At 62.8% G+C, this 21,872-nt stretch carries 22 protein-coding genes; 6 read left to right on the plus strand and 16 right to left on the minus strand.

Annotation, left to right across the window (positions count from 1 at the left end; translation table 11 throughout):
* Nucleotides 1–179: 179 nt before the first annotated feature.
* A complete protein-coding gene (locus ACZ4TW_RS19500) occupies nt 180–1,475 on the minus strand; it encodes a protein NO VEIN domain-containing protein (RefSeq protein WP_465545467.1) in 1,296 nt (431 codons plus the stop codon).
* A gap of 336 nt (nt 1,476–1,811) precedes the next feature.
* Between ACZ4TW_RS19500 and ACZ4TW_RS19505 the strand changes: the two genes are divergently transcribed.
* Both ACZ4TW_RS19505 and ACZ4TW_RS19510 read left to right on the plus strand, forming a co-directional pair.
* Nucleotides 1,812–2,324: an SLATT domain-containing protein gene (locus tag ACZ4TW_RS19505; protein ID WP_465545469.1), complete on the plus strand. Its 513-nt coding sequence runs from the start codon at nt 1,812–1,814 to the stop codon at nt 2,322–2,324.
* On the plus strand, nt 2,321–3,166 hold the full coding sequence (locus tag ACZ4TW_RS19510) for an SMODS domain-containing nucleotidyltransferase (protein WP_465545471.1): 846 nt from the start codon (nt 2,321–2,323) through the stop codon (nt 3,164–3,166). The genes ACZ4TW_RS19505 and ACZ4TW_RS19510 overlap by 4 nt, the downstream gene beginning before the upstream one ends.
* Nucleotides 3,167–3,339: 173 nt before the next feature.
* Here ACZ4TW_RS19510 and ACZ4TW_RS19515 read toward each other — a convergent pair whose 3' ends face one another.
* Nucleotides 3,340–8,217, minus strand: coding sequence for a DEAD/DEAH box helicase (locus tag ACZ4TW_RS19515; RefSeq protein ID WP_465545473.1), 4,878 nt, complete (start codon nt 8,215–8,217; stop codon nt 3,340–3,342).
* Between the two features lie 127 nt (nt 8,218–8,344).
* Nucleotides 8,345–8,488: a hypothetical protein gene (locus tag ACZ4TW_RS19520; protein ID WP_465545475.1), complete on the minus strand. Its 144-nt coding sequence runs from the start codon at nt 8,486–8,488 to the stop codon at nt 8,345–8,347.
* 192 nt (nt 8,489–8,680) lie between these two features.
* On the opposite strand from ACZ4TW_RS19520, the gene ACZ4TW_RS19525 reads away from it, so the two are divergent.
* On the plus strand, nt 8,681–9,277 hold the full coding sequence (locus ACZ4TW_RS19525; RefSeq protein ID WP_465545477.1) for a hypothetical protein: 597 nt from the start codon (nt 8,681–8,683) through the stop codon (nt 9,275–9,277).
* A 219-nt stretch (nt 9,278–9,496) separates the two neighbouring features.
* Here ACZ4TW_RS19525 and ACZ4TW_RS19530 read toward each other — a convergent pair whose 3' ends face one another.
* The 9 genes from ACZ4TW_RS19530 to dnaB form a co-directional block, all read right to left on the minus strand.
* Entirely contained in the window at nt 9,497–9,991 is a 495-nt protein-coding gene (locus ACZ4TW_RS19530; protein WP_465545479.1) for a hypothetical protein, read from the minus strand.
* 17 nt (nt 9,992–10,008) lie between these two features.
* A complete protein-coding gene (locus ACZ4TW_RS19535; protein WP_465545481.1) occupies nt 10,009–10,365 on the minus strand; it encodes a hypothetical protein in 357 nt (118 codons plus the stop codon).
* A gap of 31 nt (nt 10,366–10,396) precedes the next feature.
* Nucleotides 10,397–11,311 carry a hypothetical protein gene (locus tag ACZ4TW_RS19540; protein WP_465545483.1) on the minus strand — a complete coding sequence of 305 codons (915 nt, stop codon included), beginning with the start codon at nt 11,309–11,311 and terminating at the stop codon, nt 10,397–10,399.
* Nucleotides 11,312–11,347: 36 nt separating this feature from the next.
* Nucleotides 11,348–11,635 carry a helix-turn-helix domain-containing protein gene (locus tag ACZ4TW_RS19545; RefSeq protein ID WP_465545485.1) on the minus strand — a complete coding sequence of 96 codons (288 nt, stop codon included), beginning with the start codon at nt 11,633–11,635 and terminating at the stop codon, nt 11,348–11,350.
* A gap of 449 nt (nt 11,636–12,084) precedes the next feature.
* The gene (locus tag ACZ4TW_RS19550; RefSeq protein WP_465545486.1) at nt 12,085–12,384 is read right to left on the minus strand and encodes a hypothetical protein; all 300 of its coding nucleotides are present in this window, start codon (nt 12,382–12,384) and stop codon (nt 12,085–12,087) included.
* Nucleotides 12,384–12,944, minus strand: coding sequence for an antirestriction protein ArdA (locus tag ACZ4TW_RS19555; RefSeq protein WP_465545488.1), 561 nt, complete (start codon nt 12,942–12,944; stop codon nt 12,384–12,386). Before ACZ4TW_RS19555 ends, ACZ4TW_RS19550 begins: the two co-directional genes overlap by 1 nt.
* 11 nt (nt 12,945–12,955) lie before the next feature.
* Complete coding sequence (locus ACZ4TW_RS19560) at nt 12,956–13,330, minus strand: hypothetical protein (protein WP_465545490.1); 375 nt, start codon at nt 13,328–13,330, stop codon at nt 12,956–12,958.
* A 67-nt stretch (nt 13,331–13,397) separates the two neighbouring features.
* Entirely contained in the window at nt 13,398–13,661 is a 264-nt protein-coding gene (locus tag ACZ4TW_RS19565; protein ID WP_465545492.1) for a hypothetical protein, read from the minus strand.
* Nucleotides 13,662–14,156: 495 nt separating this feature from the next.
* Nucleotides 14,157–16,325, minus strand: a complete 2,169-nt coding sequence (gene dnaB, locus ACZ4TW_RS19570) for a replicative DNA helicase (protein WP_465545628.1) — start codon at nt 16,323–16,325, stop codon at nt 14,157–14,159.
* An 885-nt stretch (nt 16,326–17,210) separates the two neighbouring features.
* On the opposite strand from dnaB, the gene ACZ4TW_RS19575 reads away from it, so the two are divergent.
* Complete coding sequence (locus tag ACZ4TW_RS19575; RefSeq protein ID WP_465545494.1) at nt 17,211–17,783, plus strand: hypothetical protein; 573 nt, start codon at nt 17,211–17,213, stop codon at nt 17,781–17,783.
* A gap of 88 nt (nt 17,784–17,871) precedes the next feature.
* Here ACZ4TW_RS19575 and rplI read toward each other — a convergent pair whose 3' ends face one another.
* The 4 genes from rplI to rpsF all read right to left on the minus strand — a co-directional run bounded on the left by rplI (nt 17,872) and on the right by rpsF (nt 19,545).
* Entirely contained in the window at nt 17,872–18,324 is a 453-nt protein-coding gene (gene rplI / locus ACZ4TW_RS19580; protein ID WP_465545496.1) for a 50S ribosomal protein L9, read from the minus strand.
* An 18-nt stretch (nt 18,325–18,342) separates the two neighbouring features.
* On the minus strand, nt 18,343–18,600 hold the full coding sequence (gene rpsR / locus ACZ4TW_RS19585) for a 30S ribosomal protein S18 (protein WP_465545498.1): 258 nt from the start codon (nt 18,598–18,600) through the stop codon (nt 18,343–18,345).
* A 27-nt stretch (nt 18,601–18,627) separates the two neighbouring features.
* A complete protein-coding gene (locus ACZ4TW_RS19590) occupies nt 18,628–19,149 on the minus strand; it encodes a single-stranded DNA-binding protein (RefSeq protein ID WP_465545500.1) in 522 nt (173 codons plus the stop codon).
* 114 nt (nt 19,150–19,263) lie between these two features.
* Nucleotides 19,264–19,545 (minus strand): 30S ribosomal protein S6, encoded by a 282-nt coding sequence (rpsF, locus tag ACZ4TW_RS19595; protein WP_465545502.1) that lies wholly within the window; start codon nt 19,543–19,545, stop codon nt 19,264–19,266.
* A gap of 271 nt (nt 19,546–19,816) precedes the next feature.
* Here rpsF and ACZ4TW_RS19600 point away from each other — a divergent pair, with 271 nt between their 5' ends.
* Both ACZ4TW_RS19600 and ACZ4TW_RS19605 read left to right on the plus strand, forming a co-directional pair.
* Nucleotides 19,817–21,274 (plus strand): hypothetical protein, encoded by a 1,458-nt coding sequence (locus ACZ4TW_RS19600; RefSeq protein WP_465545504.1) that lies wholly within the window; start codon nt 19,817–19,819, stop codon nt 21,272–21,274.
* The gene (locus tag ACZ4TW_RS19605; protein WP_465545506.1) at nt 21,271–21,858 is read left to right on the plus strand and encodes a GNAT family N-acetyltransferase; all 588 of its coding nucleotides are present in this window, start codon (nt 21,271–21,273) and stop codon (nt 21,856–21,858) included. The genes ACZ4TW_RS19600 and ACZ4TW_RS19605 overlap by 4 nt, the downstream gene beginning before the upstream one ends.
* Nucleotides 21,859–21,872: the final 14 nt, after the last annotated feature.

Consider the following 21,872-nt stretch of genomic DNA (forward strand, 5'->3'; position numbering starts at 1 on the left):
TTCGCAACATCCAGATTTCCGGAGACCAGGGGCGTCTTACCTCAACGACACACCGGCACGCTGACCAGGCATTGCCCCCTCAAGCTCGAAGAGCCCAGATGCCTGCGTCCATATTCGGCGGATTGAGGCCGTCTTGCTAGGTCGGCGCGTTGGTGAGTGCCGCTATCGGATCTGCCCAACTATGACTCGGTAGCGGACGCCCACTCCCAGCGATATTGGAGCGCGGACAGTATGCCGGTGTCGGGCTCGAACGGCGTGATGACCGTCTCGCCCGCATCGGGATCTATCGTCTCATCCGCGGTGAATCGCATACCCGACCAGATGCCGATGATGCAGTGTCCGTGGTGTTTACGGGCGTGCTCCACCTCGCCGCGGGTCACGAACACTGCCTCGCCGCTGTTCTGGGTTCCCTTGGCCTCGAGATACAGCGTCTGGTCGTTCTTCGTCGCGACGGCATCGTACGGCCTGCCGTACCGTGTGTCGCGAACTGTCCAGCCCTCATTCCGGTAGTGCTGCATGAGCCAGTCTTGCGCCGCGTCCTCAATAGCCTTGCGCTGTGCAGCATTGACGGCGTATCTTTGGCCGTCATCCGGACGCGATCGGACCTCACCGATGTGTCTCGCCCATTTTGCTTCTAGTGCATCGACTACGTCCGGTCGGATCTGCGTCCCGCTCGCCATCGGAGACCAGTTCTGGTCCGGGAACTCCTCTCTCAACTCTTCGATCGGGAGCAGATCCAGTGGCTCAACGAGCCGGTCCCACATGACGTCGACGTAGTTGGCCAAGGTGCCGGTGCCGTCCCAATGCGGGCCGTTGTAGATGATCTCATCGTCGGGTCCAGCATCGCCCGAGAAGTCCGTCGCCTGTCCGCTGCCGATGATGCCTCGACCACGTTTACCTTGGCGTAGCAGGAACACCAGGTCTCCTAGGTAGATGCCGGTTGTTCGACCACCTGTGGACCAATTCTCTCCGACAACGCCGCCGCCGTCGGTGGCGAGGACGCTCCGACTGAAATCGGCCCATCCCCAATTGTCGGGATTCCATGTGAGCAGGAACGCCCTGCGACCGGCGACCTCCGGGATGACCTCGTCGATATCGGTGTCGGGGAGATAGTTGATTGCGTTGCGGCCTCGGTGCGTCGCAGCCCTGTTGACCATGCTGCGGTGAACGGGGTCTGTCTCGGCGAGTGGCCTTCCGATCAGAGCGATCTTGGTACCTTTGGGGCCAGGATCGGAGACGCGCTCGTGACCGTCGATCCGATACACGGCAACTGTTCGTCCGTCGTGAACGAAGGTCGCGTAGATCTCGTCGGCGATCCTGCCTTCGTTGAGATCCCAGCGTCCACGATTGTGCTCCCATAGCACCTCATCGCTGACTTCAGCGTCATAGCCGCACCAGGATCGATGAAGTGAATCGGTCTCGATCTGCGCTGGGGTGTGGTCGACTCGGTCGCTCAGTCGGATCTGGATCACCATGGCCTGAGTCTCTCAGATCGAAATGATATCGCTCCCGTGTTCGCCAGGATGTGAAGTCTGCCGAGGCAGAACAGACGTGAGGGCCACCGCGTGAAAATGAGGTCTAGACCCGGCGGTCGACCTGTCGCAGAGCTGCCAAATGACCCCGTTATGCTCGGCAATCCGCCACCCGCAGAGTGTTCACCTGGGAGTACCCCAGATGGACGCCGACACTCCAGAACCGACGACATGGGTGCAATGTCAACAAGATGCCGATTGATGTGGGGTCGCACGGATACGATCTCTCCGCAGGTCATCCCGGACGCAGCCGGAGTTGGTCCCCGTTGGAGGTAGCTAATGCCCGAGCCGTCAGAACATGAGTCCGTCGAACAGATGCGGGCCGAGGCCAAGCGAATTCACGAGAGCGCTGTCTACTGCTCGCAGGGACAGTTGGAGGCAGCAAAGCGATGGCGGGCATGGCATTGGTCGGGCGGCATATTGGCCGCTGGTCTGGGAACTCTCGGTGCAGTCCTGACCTTTGCCGACTGCTCGGCAGTTCTGGCCGGCTCATTGACTGTCATCGGCGCGATTGTCGCGGCCACCATGACTGGCGTGCGACCTGACAAGTTTGCTGAGCGCGCTCAGACAAGCGGCAACGACTATGTCAGTCTTCGCAACGATGCGAGGAGGTTCGTCAACATCGATCTACCGACTAGTGCAGTAGCAGACTCCCGAGGCCTTCTGGAGGAGTTGGCGAAGCGGGCGTCGCAGCTTGACCATGCCGCCGACCCGATCCCAAAGCGGGCCTACGAGCGCGCCAGAAAGAACATATCCAGCGGCGGTCAAGACTTCGAGGTTGACCAAGGGTGAGTGATGTAACAGCGTCGTCCGCGTTGGAGTCGATCCTGAAGATGGTAACGCCGGACGACAATCGGCGGGCCGCAGCAGCACGGCACCGGGCATCACTCGAAGAGTGGTTGGAACGCGACGTGGCGATAGTGCGAATGCGCGAAACGGGATCTTGGCACCACGGGACTGCGCTCAAGATGAGCAGTGACGTCGACTACTTCGTGACCATGCCCGGGCTCAAGCCCATGTATTCGTCGCCTGCTCTCGAAACTCTGCGATCATCGCTCTCGCGAGGATTCTCCGGGTGCATGGTTTCAGTAGACCGGCCCGCGGTACGGATCACGTACCTCGATGGGGGGCCCGACGTTGAGATCACTCCTGCGTATTTCCGCAGCACCGACGACTATGACATCCCTGATCCTGATGGAACTGGATGGATTCGGAGTAATCCGGCGGTGCATCTCGACTACGTCAACCAGGCACAGCATAAGACCAACGGGCGAGCCAAGAGCTTAATAAGGCTGATCAAGACGTGGAAGACGCTCAACAATGTGCCGTTGTCGTCCTTCTACCTAGAGATGCGAGCCGCGAGCTACGCCGCAGACAACGAGCCGATCATCTACGACTGGGACCTGCGAGACTTCTTCAAATCGTTGGCGGTGGGTCTTCGCGATATGAACGATCCGACGGACTATGGCCGACGAATCACCACAGGGGCAGCGAGTGCAGCGGAGCTGGCGAAAGCCGCTATCGATGTCGAGAGGGCCGCACGGCTGACGGCACTTGCTCGAAAAGCAACCGACGCAGGGGATCACGCGTCGGCTGTCGGGCACATCCTTGCGTTGTTCGATGCAAGTCCGTAGGTCGGGGGTTGATTGAGATACCCGTCGAACGACCTATACGAACACGCGTCACCGCTGCCTAGGACCTCGGCGGCAGCTGTCCGGTCACCGACCGGCTTGCGGACAGCCAAACTGCCGGGGCATTGATCGAGCTTTGTCCTCGCGTACCCCTTACTGAGATTGACACGATCGAGCTACGGCAACGAATCGACGATCTTCATCGTCTCGACGGCGACGGTGGTGACCTTTTTGATCAGGTCGACGATGTAGGTCGGGTCGTCGTGCTCGTCGCACCAGTCGTTGGGGTCGTTGACGATCTTGGAGTCCTTGTCAGGCTTGATCTGGTATCGCTCGATGATCCACCCCAGAGCGGTCCGTGACCCAAGCAAGTAGCGTTCTGCTTCCTCTGGAATGCCGGAGATCGTCACCTGAGGGTTGTAGATGATCGTGGAGTGGTCGGTCTTGGAGCGCCACTTCATCTTCTGCACGCGCCAGGTATCGGGGTCGTCGGGGCTGTGGCCCTTCTTGACAGTGATGTCGAGCGGGTACGGTTCGACGTCCTCGTAGTCGGCATGCAGCGTAAGTAGCTGACGGCCAGCGTTGGCATAGGTGTCGAAATCGTTGCGAGATTCCGGCGTTGGGATGCGTGGCAGCATCTTCTTGAGGTCTGCGGCATAGGTCTCGCGGTAGGTTGGCGAGTGCAGCAGGCCGTAGACGAAACAGAAGATGTCGTCTTTGGTGACATCGTCGCCTAGCCCGGCTCGGTATAGCGACGCTATTTCGTCGCTGATGTTGTCGACGCGCTGATAGCCCCACTCATCGACGGCGAATTCGTCTGTCGAGAAGTTTAATGTCCCGGCATCCTCGACCGGCTTTCGGTAGGTGTACCGCGAGAAGTATTGGCAAGTATCCAAAGTGTGAAGGTTCGGCAGCAACCGTGTAGCGAATGGTGTGAACTCAAAATGCGATGCTGGTGCAGTTAACACCACACCGATGTTTGCGTGGTGGGCCGTCGGGAAGATCTGTCGGAGCTCGCCCTGGCGGTGGTTGAGTGCCGGAGCGAAGTAGACGTTCTCCTGCCCAAATGGCCGGTAAGAGGCCTCCCTGAGGCTATCGCGGGCGAAGCTCAGCGTCGTCGAACGACTCATATGCTGCTTGAGGCTCGATGACCATTTGATCCGGGTGGGATCAGCGGCGATCGAAGAGGTTTTGAGGAATTCGGTGACGGTTGATTCTTTGGGATTGGTGATGTCGCGGTCTGCACAGTATTTCCGGAAGTCGCCGAGCGCCGCGTTGTAGTTGGTGATGAGGCGCTGGATGGATTCTTCGAGCGTGGTGCGGCTGTAGTTGTACACCCAGGCATCACGGTTAGTCTGAAGACCTGCGGAGAACGTGTTGAACACTGTCACATCCCCTGGCTTCGCCTTCTTGTCGCCGATGGCAGGGAACGTGGCGAAGGTGTCGTCGCGCTGGTTGATCCAGTCACCGGCGGCGTTCGGAGTGATGGTGTTCCAGTCGATCGCGGGCAGCGAGTCAGTGTCGAGGATGTGGAGTTTGTCGTCGCGGGTGAGGTAGTCACCGATGTCGCGGTAGTGGATAGTGGCGGGACCTGTATGGGCGGGGTCTTTGACACCGATGAAGATCGCAATCGTCGTGCGCCCGCCACCACCGAATACGTTGCCCTTCTCCTTCTTACGAAGTTCACCGGCAGTCCGGGCATTCCCGCGGAGGTTGTAGACGTAAATGCTGCTGTAGTCGTAGGCAAGGGTGAGGCGCATGCCGTCGGCGGTGTTGCCGTCGATCCATCCGCCGTTGGACACGAAGGCGACGATGCCCTGGTCGCCGATGCGGTTGGTGGCCCAGCGGAATGCTCGGATGTAGGAGTCGTACAGGCTGTTTTTGTTGGTGGCCGTTGACCGGGCGGCGTAGGTGTTCTCGATGTGGCCGTCGAGGGTGGGGTATTTGATGTTGGCGTTGTTGTCGTTGGCGCTGTCTTGCCCGACGGAGTAGGGCGGGTTGCCGATGACGACGTTGATCTTGGTTCCGAGTTGGCGGGTGATGCGATCGTTGTTGGCCGGGAACATCTCGGCGTCCATGGTGTCGTCGGCTTCGCTGATCTGGAAGGTATCAGCGAGCACGATCCCGGGAAACGGCTGGTAGTCGGTGGTGTCGGCCTTACCTGCGAGGGCATGGTAGGTGGCCTCGATATTGACTGCGGCGACGTAGTAGGCCAGCAGCATGATCTCGTTGGCGTGCAACTCCTGGGTGTACTTGCGGGCGAGATCGTGGGGGGTGACCAGGCCGGTCTGCATGAGCCTGGTGATGAAGGTGCCGGTGCCGGTGAACGGGTCGAGGATGTGGACGTTTTCGTCGGTGAGTCCTTTACCGAAGTGTTCACGGGAGACGGTGTCGGCGGCGTGCAAGATCCAGTCGACGACCTGGACCGGTGTGTAGACGATGCCGAGTTGAGTGGCCTGTTTGGCGAACCCGATCTTGAAGAACCGTTCGTACAGGTCGGCGATGATGCGCTGCTTACCTTCGGCGCTGGTTACTTGGGAGGCGCGTAGGCGCACCGAGTCGTAGAAGCTGTCGAGGCTGGCTGTCTCTGATTCAAGGCCACTGTCGCCGAGGGTGTCGACCATGCGTTGCATGACGATCGAGACCGGGTTGTGGGAGGCGAAGTCGTGCTCGCTGAACAGGGCGTCGAAGACGGGTTTGGTGATCAGATGCTGGGACAGCATGCTGATCGCGTCGTCGGTGCTGATGGAGTCGTTGAGGTTGTCCCGCAGGCCGTCGACGAACTTGCCGAACTCTGCTTCGATGGCTGGATCGCCTTGGGCAAGTATCGCTTTGATCCGTGTGATCTGTGCTGACGAGATGTCAGCGACGTCGTGGGCCCAATCCTCCCAATACGCTTTGGTTCCGACTTTGTCGACGATGCGAGCGAAGATGGCCTGCCGCCACTGGGACAGGGAGAACAGCGCCAACTGCGAAGTGAAGTCGGAGTCGGTTGCGGTCGCCTGGGAGTCATCGGCGGGACCGATCGTCTCGGTCTCACCGGCGGCGGGTCCGATGTGGCCACCCATCAAGGAGTCGGTGCCGGTGCCGGTCTTCTTGGTATCAGCCGCGTTGAGGTTGATGGCGTTGACGTGTGCGTCGAAACGTTCATCGTGGGAGCGCAGAGCGTTGAGAACGTCCCAGACGACTCTGAACCGCTTGTTGTCCTGCAGCGCTTGTGACGGGCTCATCTCGGCCGGTACAGCCACGGGCAGGATGATGTAGCCGTAGTCCTTGCCTTCGGACAGGCGCATCACGCGGCCGACCGCTTGGACGACGTCGACGATCGAGTTGCGTGGGTGCAGGAAGAGAACAGCGTCGAGGGCAGGGACGTCAACGCCTTCGGACAGGCAGCGGGCGTTGGTGAGGATGCGGCACTCGTTGTCCGATAGCGGCTCGCTGACTCCTTTGAGCCAGTTGATGCGGGAGTTTCGTTCGAGGGCGTTGTAGGTGCCATCGACGTGCTTCACCGAGCAGTACAGGTCGGTGTTGTTGTCGGCGGGGTCGTCGCTGTCCTCGTCGTCAAGAGTGTCGCGGTAGGCATCGACCACGGCGGGGAACATGTCCGCGACGGACTCCGAAGAAGCGATGTCTTTGGCGAAGGCGACGGCGCGGCGCATCGGGTTCTCGCCGGGAGCGAAGGTGGAGCCGTCGATGGCGGCGCCGGCGCGTTTTGCCAGGCCGTTCCAGCAGCCGACGATCCGGGTCGCGTCGTCGAGGCTCAGCTCATTGTCGGGACCGGAGAGCTGTTCCTGCATGGGGCCGGCGACGAGCGACTGATCGACCGTCAGCACCAGGACCTTGTAATCAGTGAGCAGGCCCTTCTCGACAGCCTCGCCGAACCCGAGATGATGGAACTCCGGGCCGAACAGTTCCTCGTTGTCCATGGATGCGACTTCGGCCGAGTGCTCCTCAGCCTTGTCCTTGAGCTTCTGGTCGTAGATACGCGGTGTCGCCGTGAGGTAGAGGCGTCGGGCGGACTTCAGGAAGTCCGAATCGTGGACCTTGACGAAGTTGGATTCGTCGGTGCCTGTCAGAGTCACGCCGGTGGTGCGGTGGGCCTCGTCGCAGAGAATCAGGTCGAACGCCGGCACACCGACCGACTGGGCTTCAGAGACGACGGGCAGGGACTGGTACGTCGTGAATACGACCGTCAGGCCATTGCTGGAATCCGCATCGGCGAGACCCGTAGCGAGCTTCGCAGAGTCCGTGGTGACCGGGATGGCCACGTCGTAGTTGCGCGAGTCCTCGGCCGTTCGGGAGACCTTCTGGTCTGAGCAGACAGCGAACGCACGCAACGGCATTGATGCCTGGGCAGTCCATTCCCGAAGCGTCTGGGACAGCAGCGAGATCGACGGAACGCAGAATACGATCTGAGCGTGACCGCCGTTCTCAGTAGCAGTGCGCTCAGCGATCTTCAGTGCAGTGAAGGTCTTGCCCGTACCGCACGCCATGATGAGCTTGCCGCGGTCGTTACCTAAGGCGAAGCGGTCGAAGACCTTGTCGATCGCGAGTTGCTGGTATTCCTTCGGTTCGTGGCGAGAGACTTTCTCGACGCCGACGGTGAAGTCGTCGTCGGCCCATTCGATCTGCCAGTCGATCGGCGACTCCGCCAGGACGTCAAGGCCAATGCGCTGCACGGGTTTGGACTGCCCGTTCAGCGCGTCCTCGGCGTTCTTTCCCCACCGATCTGTAGTCGAAATGATGATTCCGCTGGTAAACGGCGCCTTGCCTAGCTCAGTGAAGAAGCTGTCGATGTCCTTCTTGGAGAGATGGTGCTCGGCCTCGTAGAACTTGCACTGAATCGCGGTCAGCTCACCGGTGACGCGGTCGCGTGCGACAAGGTCGATGCCAGTGTCGGTACGGCCATCCCGTCCCTCCCAGTCGATCCAACGGGACACCGCCTCGTAGCGTTCGGCAAGCAGCGGGTCCAGCTCGAAATAGCGGACCATCAGCTTTTCGAACTTGGTTCCGCGCTCCGAATTGGAAGGCGCTTCCCTGAACGCCTCGATCACTTCGTGGATCGTCCCCACAGTTCACGCTCCCTCGACTCGGTGCTCGCGGATGTCAATCTTGCCCTTCGCTTGCTGCACCTGTCCCGCAGGCCCCTCCAGATGTCACAGAACGGGACAGCACATTGAATCAGCGACGCGAGTCCGGGCCTCGGCCGGTGTCGAAGGGGAGATCGTCGACGCCAACCACCAGTTCGACCTGAGCCAGTGCGTTGATCGCGTTGCCGATGTGCTGCGTGCGCTCGAGCTCGGCGTCGATCTCGGCCTCAGTCATCGCCCCATCCTCATCCACGCCTACCAGCAGAACGCAGATCGGAAACTGTCGGGTCGACTTCCAAGCACAAGGCCGTTGCTAGTCGATACCGAATGCTCAATACCTATGGGTTTTAAACAACAGGTATGTATGGTGGGGTGCGAGTGAATGGCCACCCGAGGTCGACACCGCACATGACAAGGAGAACGACAGATGGGAATCTTGCTCACGACAGGACAGGTCGCCGATGAGCTGACGACGCTCCTCACGAATACTGACGGAAGTCCAACGATTACCGCTCCCAAGGTGCTGGCTCAGGTGGAGGCGCGCCTGCTCACCGACGTCGGACCTGGCAAGCAGGTCCGTGTTGACCGCGACGAAGTCGTGGCGCTGGCGGGTCGGACGCACTACGTGGCCGACCCTTCGGTGATCGCCGACTTGATCCTCCGAGTCAGCGTGATCGAGCTGCGGCGGAACGACTGCTACAGCTTGCAGGGCAACCGACTACGCACCGATGCCGGAGTGGACTACTCGCGTACGGGATACCTAGGTGGCATAGAGGGCGTGTGGAAGGTTGGCGTGGACAACGCTGACCGGCTCGTCGATGAGGAAGGCCTGTTGCTGGCCACATGCAAGGGATATGTACACCCTGAGCACGTCCGGACAATCAAGAACTGGGAGCACGTCGCGGGGACGTCTCGGCGGTACTTCCACACCGACCGGGCGCCTAAGAAGGTTCGCAAGACGGTCGGCACTGGGATCTGGATCGACGTGCCTCCGGGCCGAGAGTCAGGAATCCTCGTGGGCTGACCGCCTGCTCCGGGGCACGAACGAATTCGGACCCGCCAGTTTGTAATTGGCGGGTCCGACTTCCTGCTCGGCGATCGTGGCAGGTGGTGCCGAGCGGCACCGGTGCAGGTTGGCTGCGAATCTGGGATCATGCGGAGTTTTACACAAGGTCCGCCGCGAAAAGAAGTTCCCCGACACCGTAGTGCCGGGGATCTCGTGGTTGCGGGGTCGGGCGTTGGTTCAGAGGTTCTGGTAGACCTTCGCGTTGAGATCGTCGATCTTCTTCTCGCACCGAGTGATCCGGTTCTCCAGTCGGTCGTATCGCCTGATGTCCTTGTTGATCCGTTTCATTGTCTCTCTATTCGCGTTGGATAGCTTCTTGGCTGCTCGATACTCCTTGAGTCCGCCGATCGGCTTCGCCCACTCGCGGGCCTTGAGGCTGCGGATGCGTTCGTTGCGCTGAGCGATGACGCGGTCGTTCCGCTCGACATTGTCGACTCGTCGGTTCGCGGCCCTCTCCAACTTCTGACGCTTTCTCGCAGTCCTCAGGATTCTGGTCTGCAGCGAGTAGAGGCCAACCGGGTAGTTCAAGGTCTTCTGCAGCTCGGTGAGGAAGCGCGTGTTGATCTTCTGGTCTGTGTCCAGCGCGTACCGAACATGGTTCATGAACATCTGCTGCTGCTGCGGTGTCCATGGCGGTCGGAACGGGTTGGCTGTGCCTGCGTCTCTCCCCATGCCAGTGAGGCTCCCGGTCAGCGCTTGATGAGCTTGACGTTGCTGATGGTGATCGGCCCCATGACGGTGCGGCCGTAGTAGTTCTTGCCCTTCTTGACAAAAACGTACCGGGTAGCCCCGAAGTCGGCGTAGGCCCCGCGAGGGGTCTGGCGCAGGTGCAGCGAGGGCGCGCCGGGGATGACGAGCTGGTTGCCGCGGACGTAGGCCGGTCCCGAGGAGCGCATGCCGAAGGTGTCGGTGACGATGGTGTACCGGCCGGATTCGACCTTCGCCTGGGCCGGTGCAGCGGTCAGTGCTCCGACGCCGACGGTGCCGGCGAGGCCTGCGGCGGCGATCGCCGCGGTGGCCACGGTTCGCTTGAGGTTGAGCTTCATGGGTGTTCTCCTTCTATCTGGTGGGTGTGGGCTAGCGAAGGTCTTCGGGGATCTCGACGTAGACGCCGAGCCCGGTGTTGGCCTCGACCTTGAGGACGACGGGGTCGGTGACTCCCTCGGCGCGGGCGTAGAGCGTGGCCGTGGTGCTCTGGCCGGGCATGACCAGCGCGGTCGGCCATGGGATCTCGGTCTCGCAGTACAGGGGCGAGACGCCGGGCGCGAGCTGGTTGTCCTGGGCGGTGTGGTTGGTCTGCTTCTCGGCGTTGTACGGCGTGAGTCGACCCTGCATGGGCGCGGCCTTGTGGCGGGGCTTGTCGTTGGTGATCGTGATGGTGGCGGCGTAGTACTCGCCGGCGCACCCGGGTGCGGGGTTGGACACCTTGGCCACCTGGTCGATCACCGCGGTGCTGGTCACTTCGCCGACTTGTGTGTACGGGAACTTCTCGCCAGTGGTGACCAGAGGGTCGAAGGTGGCGGAGGGGCTGCTGGACGACGGCGCCTGCGAAGACGAGGATATGGACGGCTTGCTGCTGCTCGACGTAGACGAGCCGTGGGACGCGGTCGGTGCCGATCCGTCGCCGCTGCACGCGACCGCAGTCACGGCAATGACCAGTAGGATGACCAGCACGCCGACGACACCGGCGAGGATCTTGGTCTTCGTCTCGGCGAATGCGCCGGTGCGAGGTGAGGTGGGCACTGGACGCCCGGCGATGGTGGCCAGTGCGGCCTCATCGAGTGTTGGTGCGTTCGGATCGGCGAGCTGTGCGTCGTAGCGGGCGCGGCGTTGCGCGTCGCCGAGGATCGCTCGGGCGGTGTCGATTCGATTGCAGGTCAGCTGATCCCGTGGCTCGATGGTGTTGAGTTGGGCGGTGAGCTGTGCCGCCAGGGCCTCGGGCGGCTGTCGCCTGTCGAGCTGGTAGATCGCGTAAAGGTCGATGTGTGGCATGGTGTCCCCTCGGTGTGTGAGGAGACATGCAGGGGGTTAGAGGGTCTCGGCGGCGGCCTCGTCAGCCTCGGCGGCGGCGTAGATCTGACTAGGACGCATACCAAGCGCCTTTGCGAGATCCCAGAGTCGATCGCTGGAGATACTCGCGTCGCCCCGTTCAAGTCGGACGACGGCAGATCGGGATAGTCCCGACGCCTGCGCGAGCTGGCTTTGGTTCAGTCCAGAACGTTCCCGGGCCGCTATCAGAGCCTTGGCTAGTGCTTCTCTACGCACGACGCGGTCCCGCCGCGCCTGCGGCGTGAGACGGTCGTCGGGTGCTGGCACCCGACCATCGTCCCACGGACCGTGTCGTGCTTCCCTGCATGTCTTCCTCTGTGGTGATGGTTGCGGTTAGGTGTGTCTCTAGCGACACAATCATGGATTATCCAGTACCACGCAAGTGGGGTCGGCCAAATGGACGACATGGCGGCGGCTTGGATGAAAAGCGAATACCTCCTGCGAAAGTCCGAGCGGCCCGTGACGTGCACGAATGGGCCGAACCTGTGGTGTCGGACTGTTTCTAACAGGGATATGCGACAGCGGAGAAGTGCTGCGGGAGAGGGTGATTCGCGGTGCTCGGCAGATGCGGCACCTTACTCGATATAACCCGCCGCATACCCTATCACACGATGTCAATAGGAGTGATGCACTTCACTGTAGGGTCGGTTGGCTGAATGAGGTGACCCCGGCACTCGCAGTGCCGGGGCCCTCGGGTGCGCCGGGCGGCGCACCGGTCAGTGGGTCTGGGTGACGTGGACCGTGACGACGCCCAGCTCGTCGAGTAGGTCGGGCCAGCCGATGCCCCCGTAGGACGGGAAGCACTCGTCGAGCTGCTCTCCGGCGCTGAGCGCCCGCCAGGCGGCGTCGGCCGCTCTGGTGGCGAAGTGCTGCTGTACCCGCTCGATGGTCTCTGTCCGCAAGCCGCTGGTGGCTACGGCGTAGGACACGTCGCAGCCCTGGGATTCGGCGTCGGCGGCGATGTCGTCGTGCCAGGCCTCGGGCAACAGATCGAGCGCGTCGTCGAGAGTGATCATCACAGGCTCCTGAATATGTAGACGCCGCCGTGTCCGTCACGCTCGACGCTGTGGTCCACTTCTAGGTCCCTGATCCACGAGTCCCAGTCGAAGTAGCGGACGGCGACGTGGTCGTCGGCCAAGCCCTCGAACAGGGCGATGTCCTCGGCGAGGTCGAAGGCGTAGTCGCGGAAGCTGTCCCAGCAACCGGCGTAGGCCTCCTCGAAGTCGGAGATCACCGGGTAGTCAGTGTTGCCTTCGGCGATGTACGAGCCGCTGCGGACCCAGGCGCACAGCGCTGGCCACTGCTCGTCGCCGACCTCTTCGTAGATCTCGCCCCAGCGGGCAGCTTCTTCCAGCGACGGCTCGCCGGTCGTGGGCATGTTGTCGGTGTCCATGGAGACGAACTCCTCGCACCCCCCGCCGGCGGGGTCCACACCGGAGCCGGCGTGGATCTGCTCGGCGGTGGTGTCCACTGCATCGACGGCGTCGATCCAGACGCCGACGAGGCGGCCGTTCGAGTAGCAGCTTTCACATCCGGCCCAGATACGAGGGGTGTTGGTGGTGGCGACGGTAGTCATGGTCAGTCCTCTCAGTCCCACGGCAGGGCGGCGATCAGGGCGTCGGCGGAGATGTTCTCGCCAGTGGACAGTCGGTGCTCCTCGACCGCGGCCTCGATCTGGCCGACGTTGGCCCGGTAGGCGCTGCCGCACCGGCCAGCTACGCGGTCGGTGAGGACGATGCGGGTGTCGGCGGGCAGGTCGATGCCGACCATCGACAGCGCTGCGAGAGCGACGGTCTGTGCCTGGCCAGGGCTGTACAGGTAGTCGTGGTCGGCGGGGGTGAGCGCGTTGGCGGCGTTGTGCTGGTCGGCGGCCTCGGCGCGGCTCATGCCTCGGGCACCGGGAGCCAGTCGGCCGGCGGTGATCATGCGCTCGACCCACGGGTCGCAGAGAAGCGTGGTCATGGGTGGTCCTCCCTTGAAATGTGGGTGTTCAAGGGGTGATTCGCGGGCGGCTGCGCCGCCCGGGTACCTATCCCATTGCGGAGATGGACAGACCGAGGATGCGGTCGAAAGCCGGTGGGGCATCGATGATCTGGACCGAATAGATGGCGTCCATATGGGCATAGTCAGGCCCCTCGCCGGTGTATGGGAAGAGTACGGACATCATCCAACCGGTGAGGTCGGCGTCGTCGGCGGGAACGGGCGCGTCGATGTGCAGGATGTGGTGGAAGGTCGGGCCGAATGCGAAATCATTCGTCACGCGGATGGTCAGCGGGACGGTGGTGGTGGGCATGGGTCCTCCTCGGTGATGATGTTCGAGGGTGGCCTGTCGGCGGCTGCGCCGCTGGTGATCGCGGGCGCCTGCCATCGGCCGGCACCCTGGCGGGCTAGTTGACACAGAGTTGACACATTCCGTGTCGCCCCTGCTCAAACCTGCAGAAACCTTGTCTGACCATTACTCTTCGGAAAACTCATGACCTGGTAAAACCCTGTATGCACTCGCCTTGAAAGCGAGTGCAATGAAATGCGCCGTCCGACCCCGTGAGCATGCGGTCAACTGGCTGAGCCACCGGTCACTCGCGTCCGCTCCAACCCTGGATCACACCTGAGGCCGCAAGGAACGACGGTGCGGCCCCAAAACCGCCCGGCTACCCTCTTGCTGCAGACGCTGCCTTGCGCCTGGTACAGACCAAGAGTGCAAACAAGGTGAGAAACACCAGGAACGAATGCAATCAGAGGAAAACTCCGATGAGAAAATGCAATGTGGAATGAGAACCTACATTTATTACTACCCGCGCGCCATATCCACAAATCGGCTCAAATGTAGTTGGTGCGCAACGGTTATCGTGGCCGTTGGACCGTTACGGTGCTTGCCAACGATGATGTCTGCTTCGCCGGCGCGGGGGTCGTCACGCTCGATCGAGTCCGGGCGGTGCAGCAGGATGACCATGTCCGCATCCTGCTCCAGCGATCCCGATTCGCGAAGGTCAGAGACCTGGGGCCTCTTGTCCGTGCGTTGCTCGGGACCACGGTTGAGCTGGCTGATCGCCACGACCGGAACCTCGAGCTCCTTGGCCAGCAGCTTGAGCGAACGCGAGAATTCCGAGACCTCTTGCTGCCGGGATTCGACCTTCTTACCCGAGGTCATCAGCTGCATGTAGTCCACCACAACGAGTTTCAGGTCGTGGCGCTGTTTGAGGCGTCGAGCCTTGGCGCGGATCTCCATCATCGTGAGGTTCGGCGAGTCGTCGATGAACAGCGGAGCCTCGGAGATCTCACCCATGCGGCGGGCGAGGCGGCTCCAGTCGTCGTCGTTCATGGACCCCGAGCGCATGTCGCCGAGCTTGATCTTCGCCTCGGCGGAGAGGAGTCGCATGACGATCTCGGTCTTGCTCATCTCCAACGAGAACATGGCGGAGGTCAGGTGATGGGTGATCGACGCGGAGCGCAGGAAGTCCATGGCGAGCGTCGAGTTGTGTGTGGGCACCATCGCCTCACCGGCGAGGTACATGTGATCGTCGTTGTCGACCTGGACGCAGCGCACCGGAACACTCGGCACCGGCCGCACCGCGACGACGCGTCGAACACCGGCGGCGCGTCGAAGTTCCTTGTGCCGCACCGACTTGTGATGGACGGTGAACACATCGTCGTCGGCATCCACGCGCAGCCACCCGGTGGCCGAGCGCTTGTAGTTGTAGCCGAGGCCCGCAACGAGATCCGCAACGACAGACGTCATGTGGCGGGTGGCGGCGGGCACGGTGATCCAGCCATCCTCGTCGACGATCCCGCGGGCGTCGAGCAGGCCCGCGAGCAGGGCACGACGTTGGGCGATCGAGCCGCGGAGGTACTCGAAGGGGATGCGACCGCCGAGATCGGCCATCAGCGTCATCACGTCGACGGGGCCCTCGGCGTCGATCCGCATGCCGATTTCCGGGTCGTCGAAGGCCATTCCGGCGAGCGCGGCGACGGTGTAGGGCCCGTACGCAAATCGCTTGCGCGGCAGGTCCAATGGGCGGGTGTTGCGGACGACGGCGCAGCCGACGTGGGCGCGCAGGACGTCGGTGGTGACCGTCTGCTGTTCGCCGTCGAGATCGGCGACCCACTGATGCTGCTCGTCGGCGGTGAGGACGGTGCCGTCGTTGAACTCGACCTCGTAGCACGGCCGTTCGGTCATGACCTCGGTCGCGGCGACGACGCGCGTGGGGCGGCCCTGGGCGTCGAGGATCTGATCGCCGACGGCGACGCGGCCCATGGTCGTCCAGCCGGTGGGCGTGGGTAGTGGCGTGTCGAGGGCGAGCGCCTTGCCGACACCGGGACGTGCGGCGACGATGATCATCTGTCCGGGATGCAGACCGTTGGTCAGCTTGTCGAGATCGGCGAAGCCGGTGGGGACACCGAGGGACAATCCGCCGCGCGAGGCGATCGAGTCGATCTCGTCCATCGTCGGCTGGAGCAGTTCCTCGAGGGGCACGTAGTCCTCGGCGGTGCGCCGCTCGGTGACCTCGTAGACCTCCGCCTGTGCACGGTCGACCACTTCGGCCACGTCCTGACCGTCGCCGCCGGCGTAGCCGTACTGCACGATGCGCGTTCCGGCTTCCACAAGGCGCCGCAGGATCGCCTTCTCCGCCACGATCTCCGCGTAGTACCCGGCGTTGGCCGCGGTCGGCACCGTCGAGATGAGCGTGTGCAGATACGGTGCACCACCGATGCGTCGAAGTTCGCCAGCACGTTCGAGTTCGGCGGCGACGGTGACGGCGTCGGCGGGCTCACCCTTGCCGTAGAGCTCGAGGACGGCGTTGTAGACGGCCTGATGGGCCGGACGGTAGAAATCGCCGGGGCGCAGCTTCTCGATGACATCGGCGATGGCGTCCTTGGAAAGCATCATGCCGCCGAGGACCGACTGTTCCGCGGTCTGATCCTGCGGGGGCTGACGGCCGAATTCCTCGGCGGGAGGCAGATCCTCCTGAGGGGCGTCATGTCCGCGGTCATCAACGACTGCCACGTGGTGTCCGCCCTTCACCGCTCGTATTCGCGCCCGCCAACCGGGCAACCCGACTCACGCGGCCGCACCCACTTCGGCGATACCCGCGCGCTTCCTTCGGTGTACCGCACACCCCCGACATTTCCCCTGGAGTTGAGTGCACCGATGCACTGTCGTGCGACATTAGGACGTTTACGCAACCCCTTCAAACCGTCTTGTGCACAAACTTGTTGATGACGTGTGGACGGTCTGTGAACGACGCAGGAGCCCGTGTGCAGCCTTTGTGGAGAACTTGGGGATTTTCGGTGTGAGGTAGCCCGAATCTGCAGGTCAGCGACGTACGCAGATTCCACAGCAATTGATTTTGGTTTCGTCGGCGTGTCACGTCGACATGCCGTCTCGGCGTGTTGTCGGCAGCTTCAACATCGTGTTCCGGTCCAATGGTGAACATTGGGCGTGTCCCGCGCAACACCCATTTGCGGATGTCACATGTCCGTTTTGTTGACTGGTTAGGTAACCCATAAGGAATGGTTCGTGTCATGCGACGCGCCATCACCGGAACCCTCCTCGTCACCGCCGTGAGTCGTCCTGACCGAAAAGGAGTACGGAAACGAGGTCACCAACGTCGTCCTCGGCATCCCCACCGCCACCTCCACGTTGAAACCCATCGCCGAAACCCCGAACTGATACACGCGGTTTCAGCTGCGCAGCGCGCCCGCACCTGGGTATACGGTGCGGACGCGCGTTTCGGTTGAGCAGCCACCGCAGCCGGAAAGGGCGTCCATTCGGCAGCATCTGTGGTGGAATGACGGAGTGATGCATACCACTTCTCAACGGTGGCGGGGGGCCGTCACAGCATCGGTGATCGCAGTGATCGCCGCCGTCGCGTCGGCTCTCGCGCCGACGGCGACGGCCGCACCTCCCGGTCCACCGATCCCGATCGAATTCCAACTCGACCGGTACACCCCGGTCAATCCGGACAGGTTCCGATCGCTCGCCTACGTCGACGACGGCAAGTCCTTCGTCCGAGTCGGCAATTGGACATGCCAGTTCACCCGCTACCGGTACGTGGGCTGCAAGGGGGCTCCCGCGACCGCTCCGCCCGGGACGCTGGGCGTCACCATCACGGCAGATCAGCAAGGCCCGTACTGGGTGCAGAACCGCTTCCTGTACTCGCCGTCGTATCGCTTCGGTTCCAAGGCGGGCTTCCGTGCCCCCACGCTCGCCGTGGGGCACCGCGTGACGATCATGGGCACCACGTGCACGGCACCGCGTCCCAACGTCGTGGCGTGCCTGACAGGCTCACGCGCGTTCATCCTGACGCCGGCGTGGCACAAGTTCTTCTTCCCCAGCGGAGACACCGCGCACAACAACAATCCGGCACCGAGGTATCTGCCGCCGCGATTGCAGTATTGGAATCAGTTGCCGGTGTAGGTGGTCTCGAGATCAACCATCTGAAAGCAGTTCGCCGGTCACCTCCCGAAGGAGGTGACCGGCGAATTGCGTTGTGCGCCTTGGGTCGTCAGTTGGCGACGACGGCGAGCTCGAGAGTCGCGGAGACCTCGGGGTGCAGCTTCACGACGATCGGGTAGCTACCGGTCGACTTGATGTGCCCCTTGGGCAGCTCGACGTTGCGCTTGTCGACTGCCGGGCCACCGGCCGACTTGATCGCACCGGCGACGTCGGCTGCGGTGACCGAGCCGAACAGCTTGCCCGAGTCGTGGGTCTTGACACCCAGCGAGACGTCGGCGAGGCCTTCGAGGGCCTGCTTCAGCTCGTTGGCGTGCTCCAGGCCGCGAACCTCGCGGGCCTCCTGGACACGACGGATCGTCTCGACCTGCTTCTCGGCACCGCGGGTGGCCTTGATGGCCAGGCTGCGGGGCAGCAGGTAGTTGCGGCCGTAACCGTCCTTGACCTCGACGGTGTCACCGGCTTCGCCGAGGTTCTCCACGGCGGAAGTCAGGATGAGCTTCATTTCTCTTGTCCCTTCTGCTTATCGGCTGGCCGAGGTGAAGGGCAGCAAGGCCACCTCACGCGAGTTCTTCACGGCCACAGCAACATCGCGCTGGTGCTGCACGCAGTTGCCGGTCACGCGACGCGAACGGATCTTGCCGCGGTCGGACAGGAAACGACGCAGCAGCGCGGTGTCCTTGTAATCGATGATGGCCTTCTTGTCTTTGCAGAAGGTGCACGCCTTGGCCTTGGTGACCTTTTCGACGCGCGGCTTCCGGCTTGGCTTTGCCTTTGCCATAAGTGTTGCTCCAGTCAGTACAAAATCTCAGAAAGGTGGTTCTTCGTCGGTTCCGCTGAACGATCCGCTCGCGGGGGCGCTGCCCCACGGATCGTCGGACGCCGGCTGGCTCGATCCGCCACCGCTACGGCTTCCGCCGCCGCTGGACGCACCGAATCCGCCGCCACCGCCACTGCCGCCGCCGCGCGAGGCACGATTGACCTTCGCGGTTGCGTACTTCAGCGAGGGACCGATCTCGTCGACCTCGAGTTCCACCACAGTGCGCTTCTCACCCTCGCGGGTTTCGTAGGAGCGCTGCTTGAGGCGGCCCTGCACGATGACCCGGGTTCCCTTGGTGAGGCTCTCGGTCACGTTCTCAGCTGCGTCGCGCCAGATGTTGCAGCGGAGGAACAGCGCTTCGCCGTCCTTCCACTCATTCGTCTGACGATCGAACGTGCGCGGAGTGGACGCCACCGTGAAGTTGGCAACGGCCGCACCGGACGGCGTGAAACGCAGTTCCGGATCAGCGGTCAGGTTGCCTACGACGGTGATTACCGTGTCGCCTGCCATGTCTTTCCCCTTGGGTCGTGGTTGGGCACTCGTCTGATCGACGCGCACCGGGAGTCTTCGGGTTTCACCCTAGAGCCCGGTACCGACGTAGTTCAGAGGTCTGCTCAGAAGGTGTTACTTCCGGAGGACCTTGGTGCGCAGCACCGACTCGTTCAGCTTCAGCTGACGATCGAGTTCGGTGACCGTCTTGGGCTCGGCGTTGAGATCAACAACCGCGTAGATGCCCTCGCTGTGCTTGAGGATTTCGTAGGCAAGACGGCGCTTGCCCCAGATATCGACACCGTCGACGGATCCACCTTCGTTGCGGACAACGTTGAGGAAAGTATCCAGTGAGGGTGCGACGGTGCGCTCGTCCAGATTCGGATCGAGGATGACCATCAATTCGTAGTGACGCATAAGACCACATCACCTCCTATGGGCTAGGTCGGCCACGGACTGTCCGTGGCAGGAGGGTCGCCTGCGTCGGCAACCGCTCCAAGATACATGACCGAGCCCTGACCAGCGAAATCGTGTTCACATCCGTCACCACGGATGCTTCCGGTCACGAAGACCGCAGGAGCAGATCCGAGAGGTCCTCGAACGCCTGCCGTGCGTATCCCTGCCAGAGCCTGCCGACGCCGAGGGTGGGATTCGGATCGCACCGCACCCACCCCCTACCCTGTAGGCCATGTCCGCCCTGAGCTTCACCCCGGTTCTGCGTATCGGGCGCCATTCGTTCTCGCGCCGCGGTGAACTGGCGGTCATCCTGGTCGCCTCGTTGCTGCTGACGTGCCTGGCGATGTTCTGGAGCTATCACGCCAAGATCAAGTGCGGCGGCGAACCGTTCCTCGACGAGGGCCGCAGCGCGCACTGGCCGGTGGGTGATCCGAATGCGGCAATCCCCTGCTACTCCGACCTGATGTATCTGTGGATCGGCCGGGACATCAACAATCACGTCTTCCCCTACATCCATGGCGGCATCACCCCGGACGGCACGTTGTTCGGCGGCGTCGTCGAGTATCCGGTCCTGTCCGGTCTGCTGATGTGGCTCGGCGCGATCGGCGCCCACACCGACACCGAGTTCTTCCAGCATTCCGTTGCGATCCTTGTCCCGTTCGGCCTCGCGATCACCATCATGCTGGCGTTCCTCACCCGCTGGAATGTGTTGTGGTGGGCCGCAACTCCCCCGCTGGTGCTCTACGCGTTCCACAACTGGGAGCTACCCGTCGTGGCCACGGCGGTGGGTGCCGTGGCGATCATGGCGTGGGGATCGACGTATTCACCGAGAACCGGTCGACGACGACTCTCCCTACGTACCAGCGGGATTCTCGCCGCCGTCATCCTCGCGATCGGTTTCTGTCTGAAGCTCTACCCGGGTCTGTTCGTGTTGCCGTTGGCCGCCTACGTCCTCACCGGGGGTATCGCCTCGACCCGCACTGCCGACGACGACGCTCCGTCGCCCGCACGCCGGGCCCTGGACTGGGCGGGTGCGGGCTGGATCGTCGCAGCGGCGACCGCCGCTGTGATCGCGATCCAGCTGCCGTTCATGATCCTCGGCTTCGAGGGATGGAAGGCCGCGCTCTCCTTCCAGGGCAAGCGCAAGTCCGATGTCGACACCAACTCGATCTGGTACTGGGGGCTGCGCCACTTCACCGGCGGGCAGACCGACACCTACAACTCGATCGTCGGCGTGGCGTCGCCCATCCTGATCCTCGGCGCGTTCGCCGTGTCGATGTATCTCGGGTGGCGCGCCTATCAGCGCGACGGCGTCTTCCCGTGGATCGGCGTGAGCGCGTCGATGTTGGCCGGTTTCATGCTCTTCCACAAGGTGCACTCGCCGCAGTACACCCTCTGGATCCTGCCGTTCTTCGTATTGCTGAAGGTGCGGTGGCCGGTCATCGTCGCCTATCTTGCCGCGGACGTCGCCCTGGACCTCACCATCTTCCGCCTCTTCGGCATCTACACGTCCGGGTCGCCGATGCAGTGGTGGGTGATCACCGGTGTCAACGTCGGTGTGTGGGTCCATGCGGCGCTGCTCGCCTACCTCATCGTCGCGTTCGTGCGGACCCCGCTGCGGGAACCGTTGGCGTCCATGGGAATACGGGCCCGGTCCGCCACTCCCGAGCTGGCCATGTCGTCGCGATGAGCAGCTGGATCGGCGGCGGCCCGCTCGTCGGGGATCGGGTCACCCTGCGCCCCTTGACGGTCGACGACACGCCGGGCCTCGCGCAGGTCGTCGACGATCCGGCACGCTTCGCGTGGTCACCGGGGGTACCGACCGATCTCGAGTCGGCGCATCGGTATATCGCCGATGCCCTCGCCGATCCGGATCGTCGGGTGGCGTATGCGGTGATCGACAATGTCGACGGCCGTCTGGTCGGTTCGACGAGCTACTACGACATCGACCGGGCGAACCTCACCGTCGCGATCGGCTACACCTTCTACGCCGAGTCCGCGCAGGGCACCGCCGTCAACCCGACCGCGAAATACCTTCTGCTGCATCACGCTTTCGAGAACTGCGGGGCGGTGCGAGTCGTCTGGCACACCCATGAGAGCAACGCGCAGTCCCGCGCGGCGATCAGCAAACTCGGGGCGAGCTTCGAGGGATTGCTCCGCAAACACCGTCGTTTCGGTGACGGCTGGCGCACCACCGCCCTCTACGCGATGACCGACGACGACTGGCCGGCCGCGAAAGTCGGCCTGCTCGACCGGCTTTCCCGAAACAGCTGACCGCCCGGCCGGCG

This window comes from Agromyces sp. NPDC029043 (assembly GCF_055564615.1).

Excerpts from the sequence above, each read along its gene's own strand:
- ACZ4TW_RS19500 (WP_465545467.1), bottom strand. The coding sequence starts at position 1,475 with ATGGTGATCCAGATCCGACTGAGCGACCGAGTCGACCACACCCCAGCG.
- ACZ4TW_RS19505 (WP_465545469.1), top strand. The coding sequence starts at position 1,812 with ATGCCCGAGCCGTCAGAACATGAGTCCGTCGAACAGATGCGGGCCGAG.
- ACZ4TW_RS19520 (WP_465545475.1), bottom strand. The coding sequence starts at position 8,488 with ATGACTGAGGCCGAGATCGACGCCGAGCTCGAGCGCACGCAGCACATC.
- ACZ4TW_RS19525 (WP_465545477.1), top strand. The coding sequence starts at position 8,681 with ATGGGAATCTTGCTCACGACAGGACAGGTCGCCGATGAGCTGACGACG.
- ACZ4TW_RS19530 (WP_465545479.1), bottom strand. The coding sequence starts at position 9,991 with ATGGGGAGAGACGCAGGCACAGCCAACCCGTTCCGACCGCCATGGACA.
- ACZ4TW_RS19535 (WP_465545481.1), bottom strand. The coding sequence starts at position 10,365 with ATGAAGCTCAACCTCAAGCGAACCGTGGCCACCGCGGCGATCGCCGCC.
- ACZ4TW_RS19540 (WP_465545483.1), bottom strand. The coding sequence starts at position 11,311 with ATGCCACACATCGACCTTTACGCGATCTACCAGCTCGACAGGCGACAG.
- ACZ4TW_RS19550 (WP_465545486.1), bottom strand. The coding sequence starts at position 12,384 with ATGATCACTCTCGACGACGCGCTCGATCTGTTGCCCGAGGCCTGGCAC.
- ACZ4TW_RS19555 (WP_465545488.1), bottom strand. The coding sequence starts at position 12,944 with ATGACTACCGTCGCCACCACCAACACCCCTCGTATCTGGGCCGGATGT.
- ACZ4TW_RS19560 (WP_465545490.1), bottom strand. The coding sequence starts at position 13,330 with ATGACCACGCTTCTCTGCGACCCGTGGGTCGAGCGCATGATCACCGCC.
- ACZ4TW_RS19565 (WP_465545492.1), bottom strand. The coding sequence starts at position 13,661 with ATGCCCACCACCACCGTCCCGCTGACCATCCGCGTGACGAATGATTTC.
- rplI (WP_465545496.1), bottom strand. The coding sequence starts at position 18,324 with ATGAAGCTCATCCTGACTTCCGCCGTGGAGAACCTCGGCGAAGCCGGT.
- rpsR (WP_465545498.1), bottom strand. The coding sequence starts at position 18,600 with ATGGCAAAGGCAAAGCCAAGCCGGAAGCCGCGCGTCGAAAAGGTCACC.
- ACZ4TW_RS19590 (WP_465545500.1), bottom strand. The coding sequence starts at position 19,149 with ATGGCAGGCGACACGGTAATCACCGTCGTAGGCAACCTGACCGCTGAT.
- rpsF (WP_465545502.1), bottom strand. The coding sequence starts at position 19,545 with ATGCGTCACTACGAATTGATGGTCATCCTCGATCCGAATCTGGACGAG.
- ACZ4TW_RS19600 (WP_465545504.1), top strand. The coding sequence starts at position 19,817 with ATGTCCGCCCTGAGCTTCACCCCGGTTCTGCGTATCGGGCGCCATTCG.
- ACZ4TW_RS19605 (WP_465545506.1), top strand. The coding sequence starts at position 21,271 with ATGAGCAGCTGGATCGGCGGCGGCCCGCTCGTCGGGGATCGGGTCACC.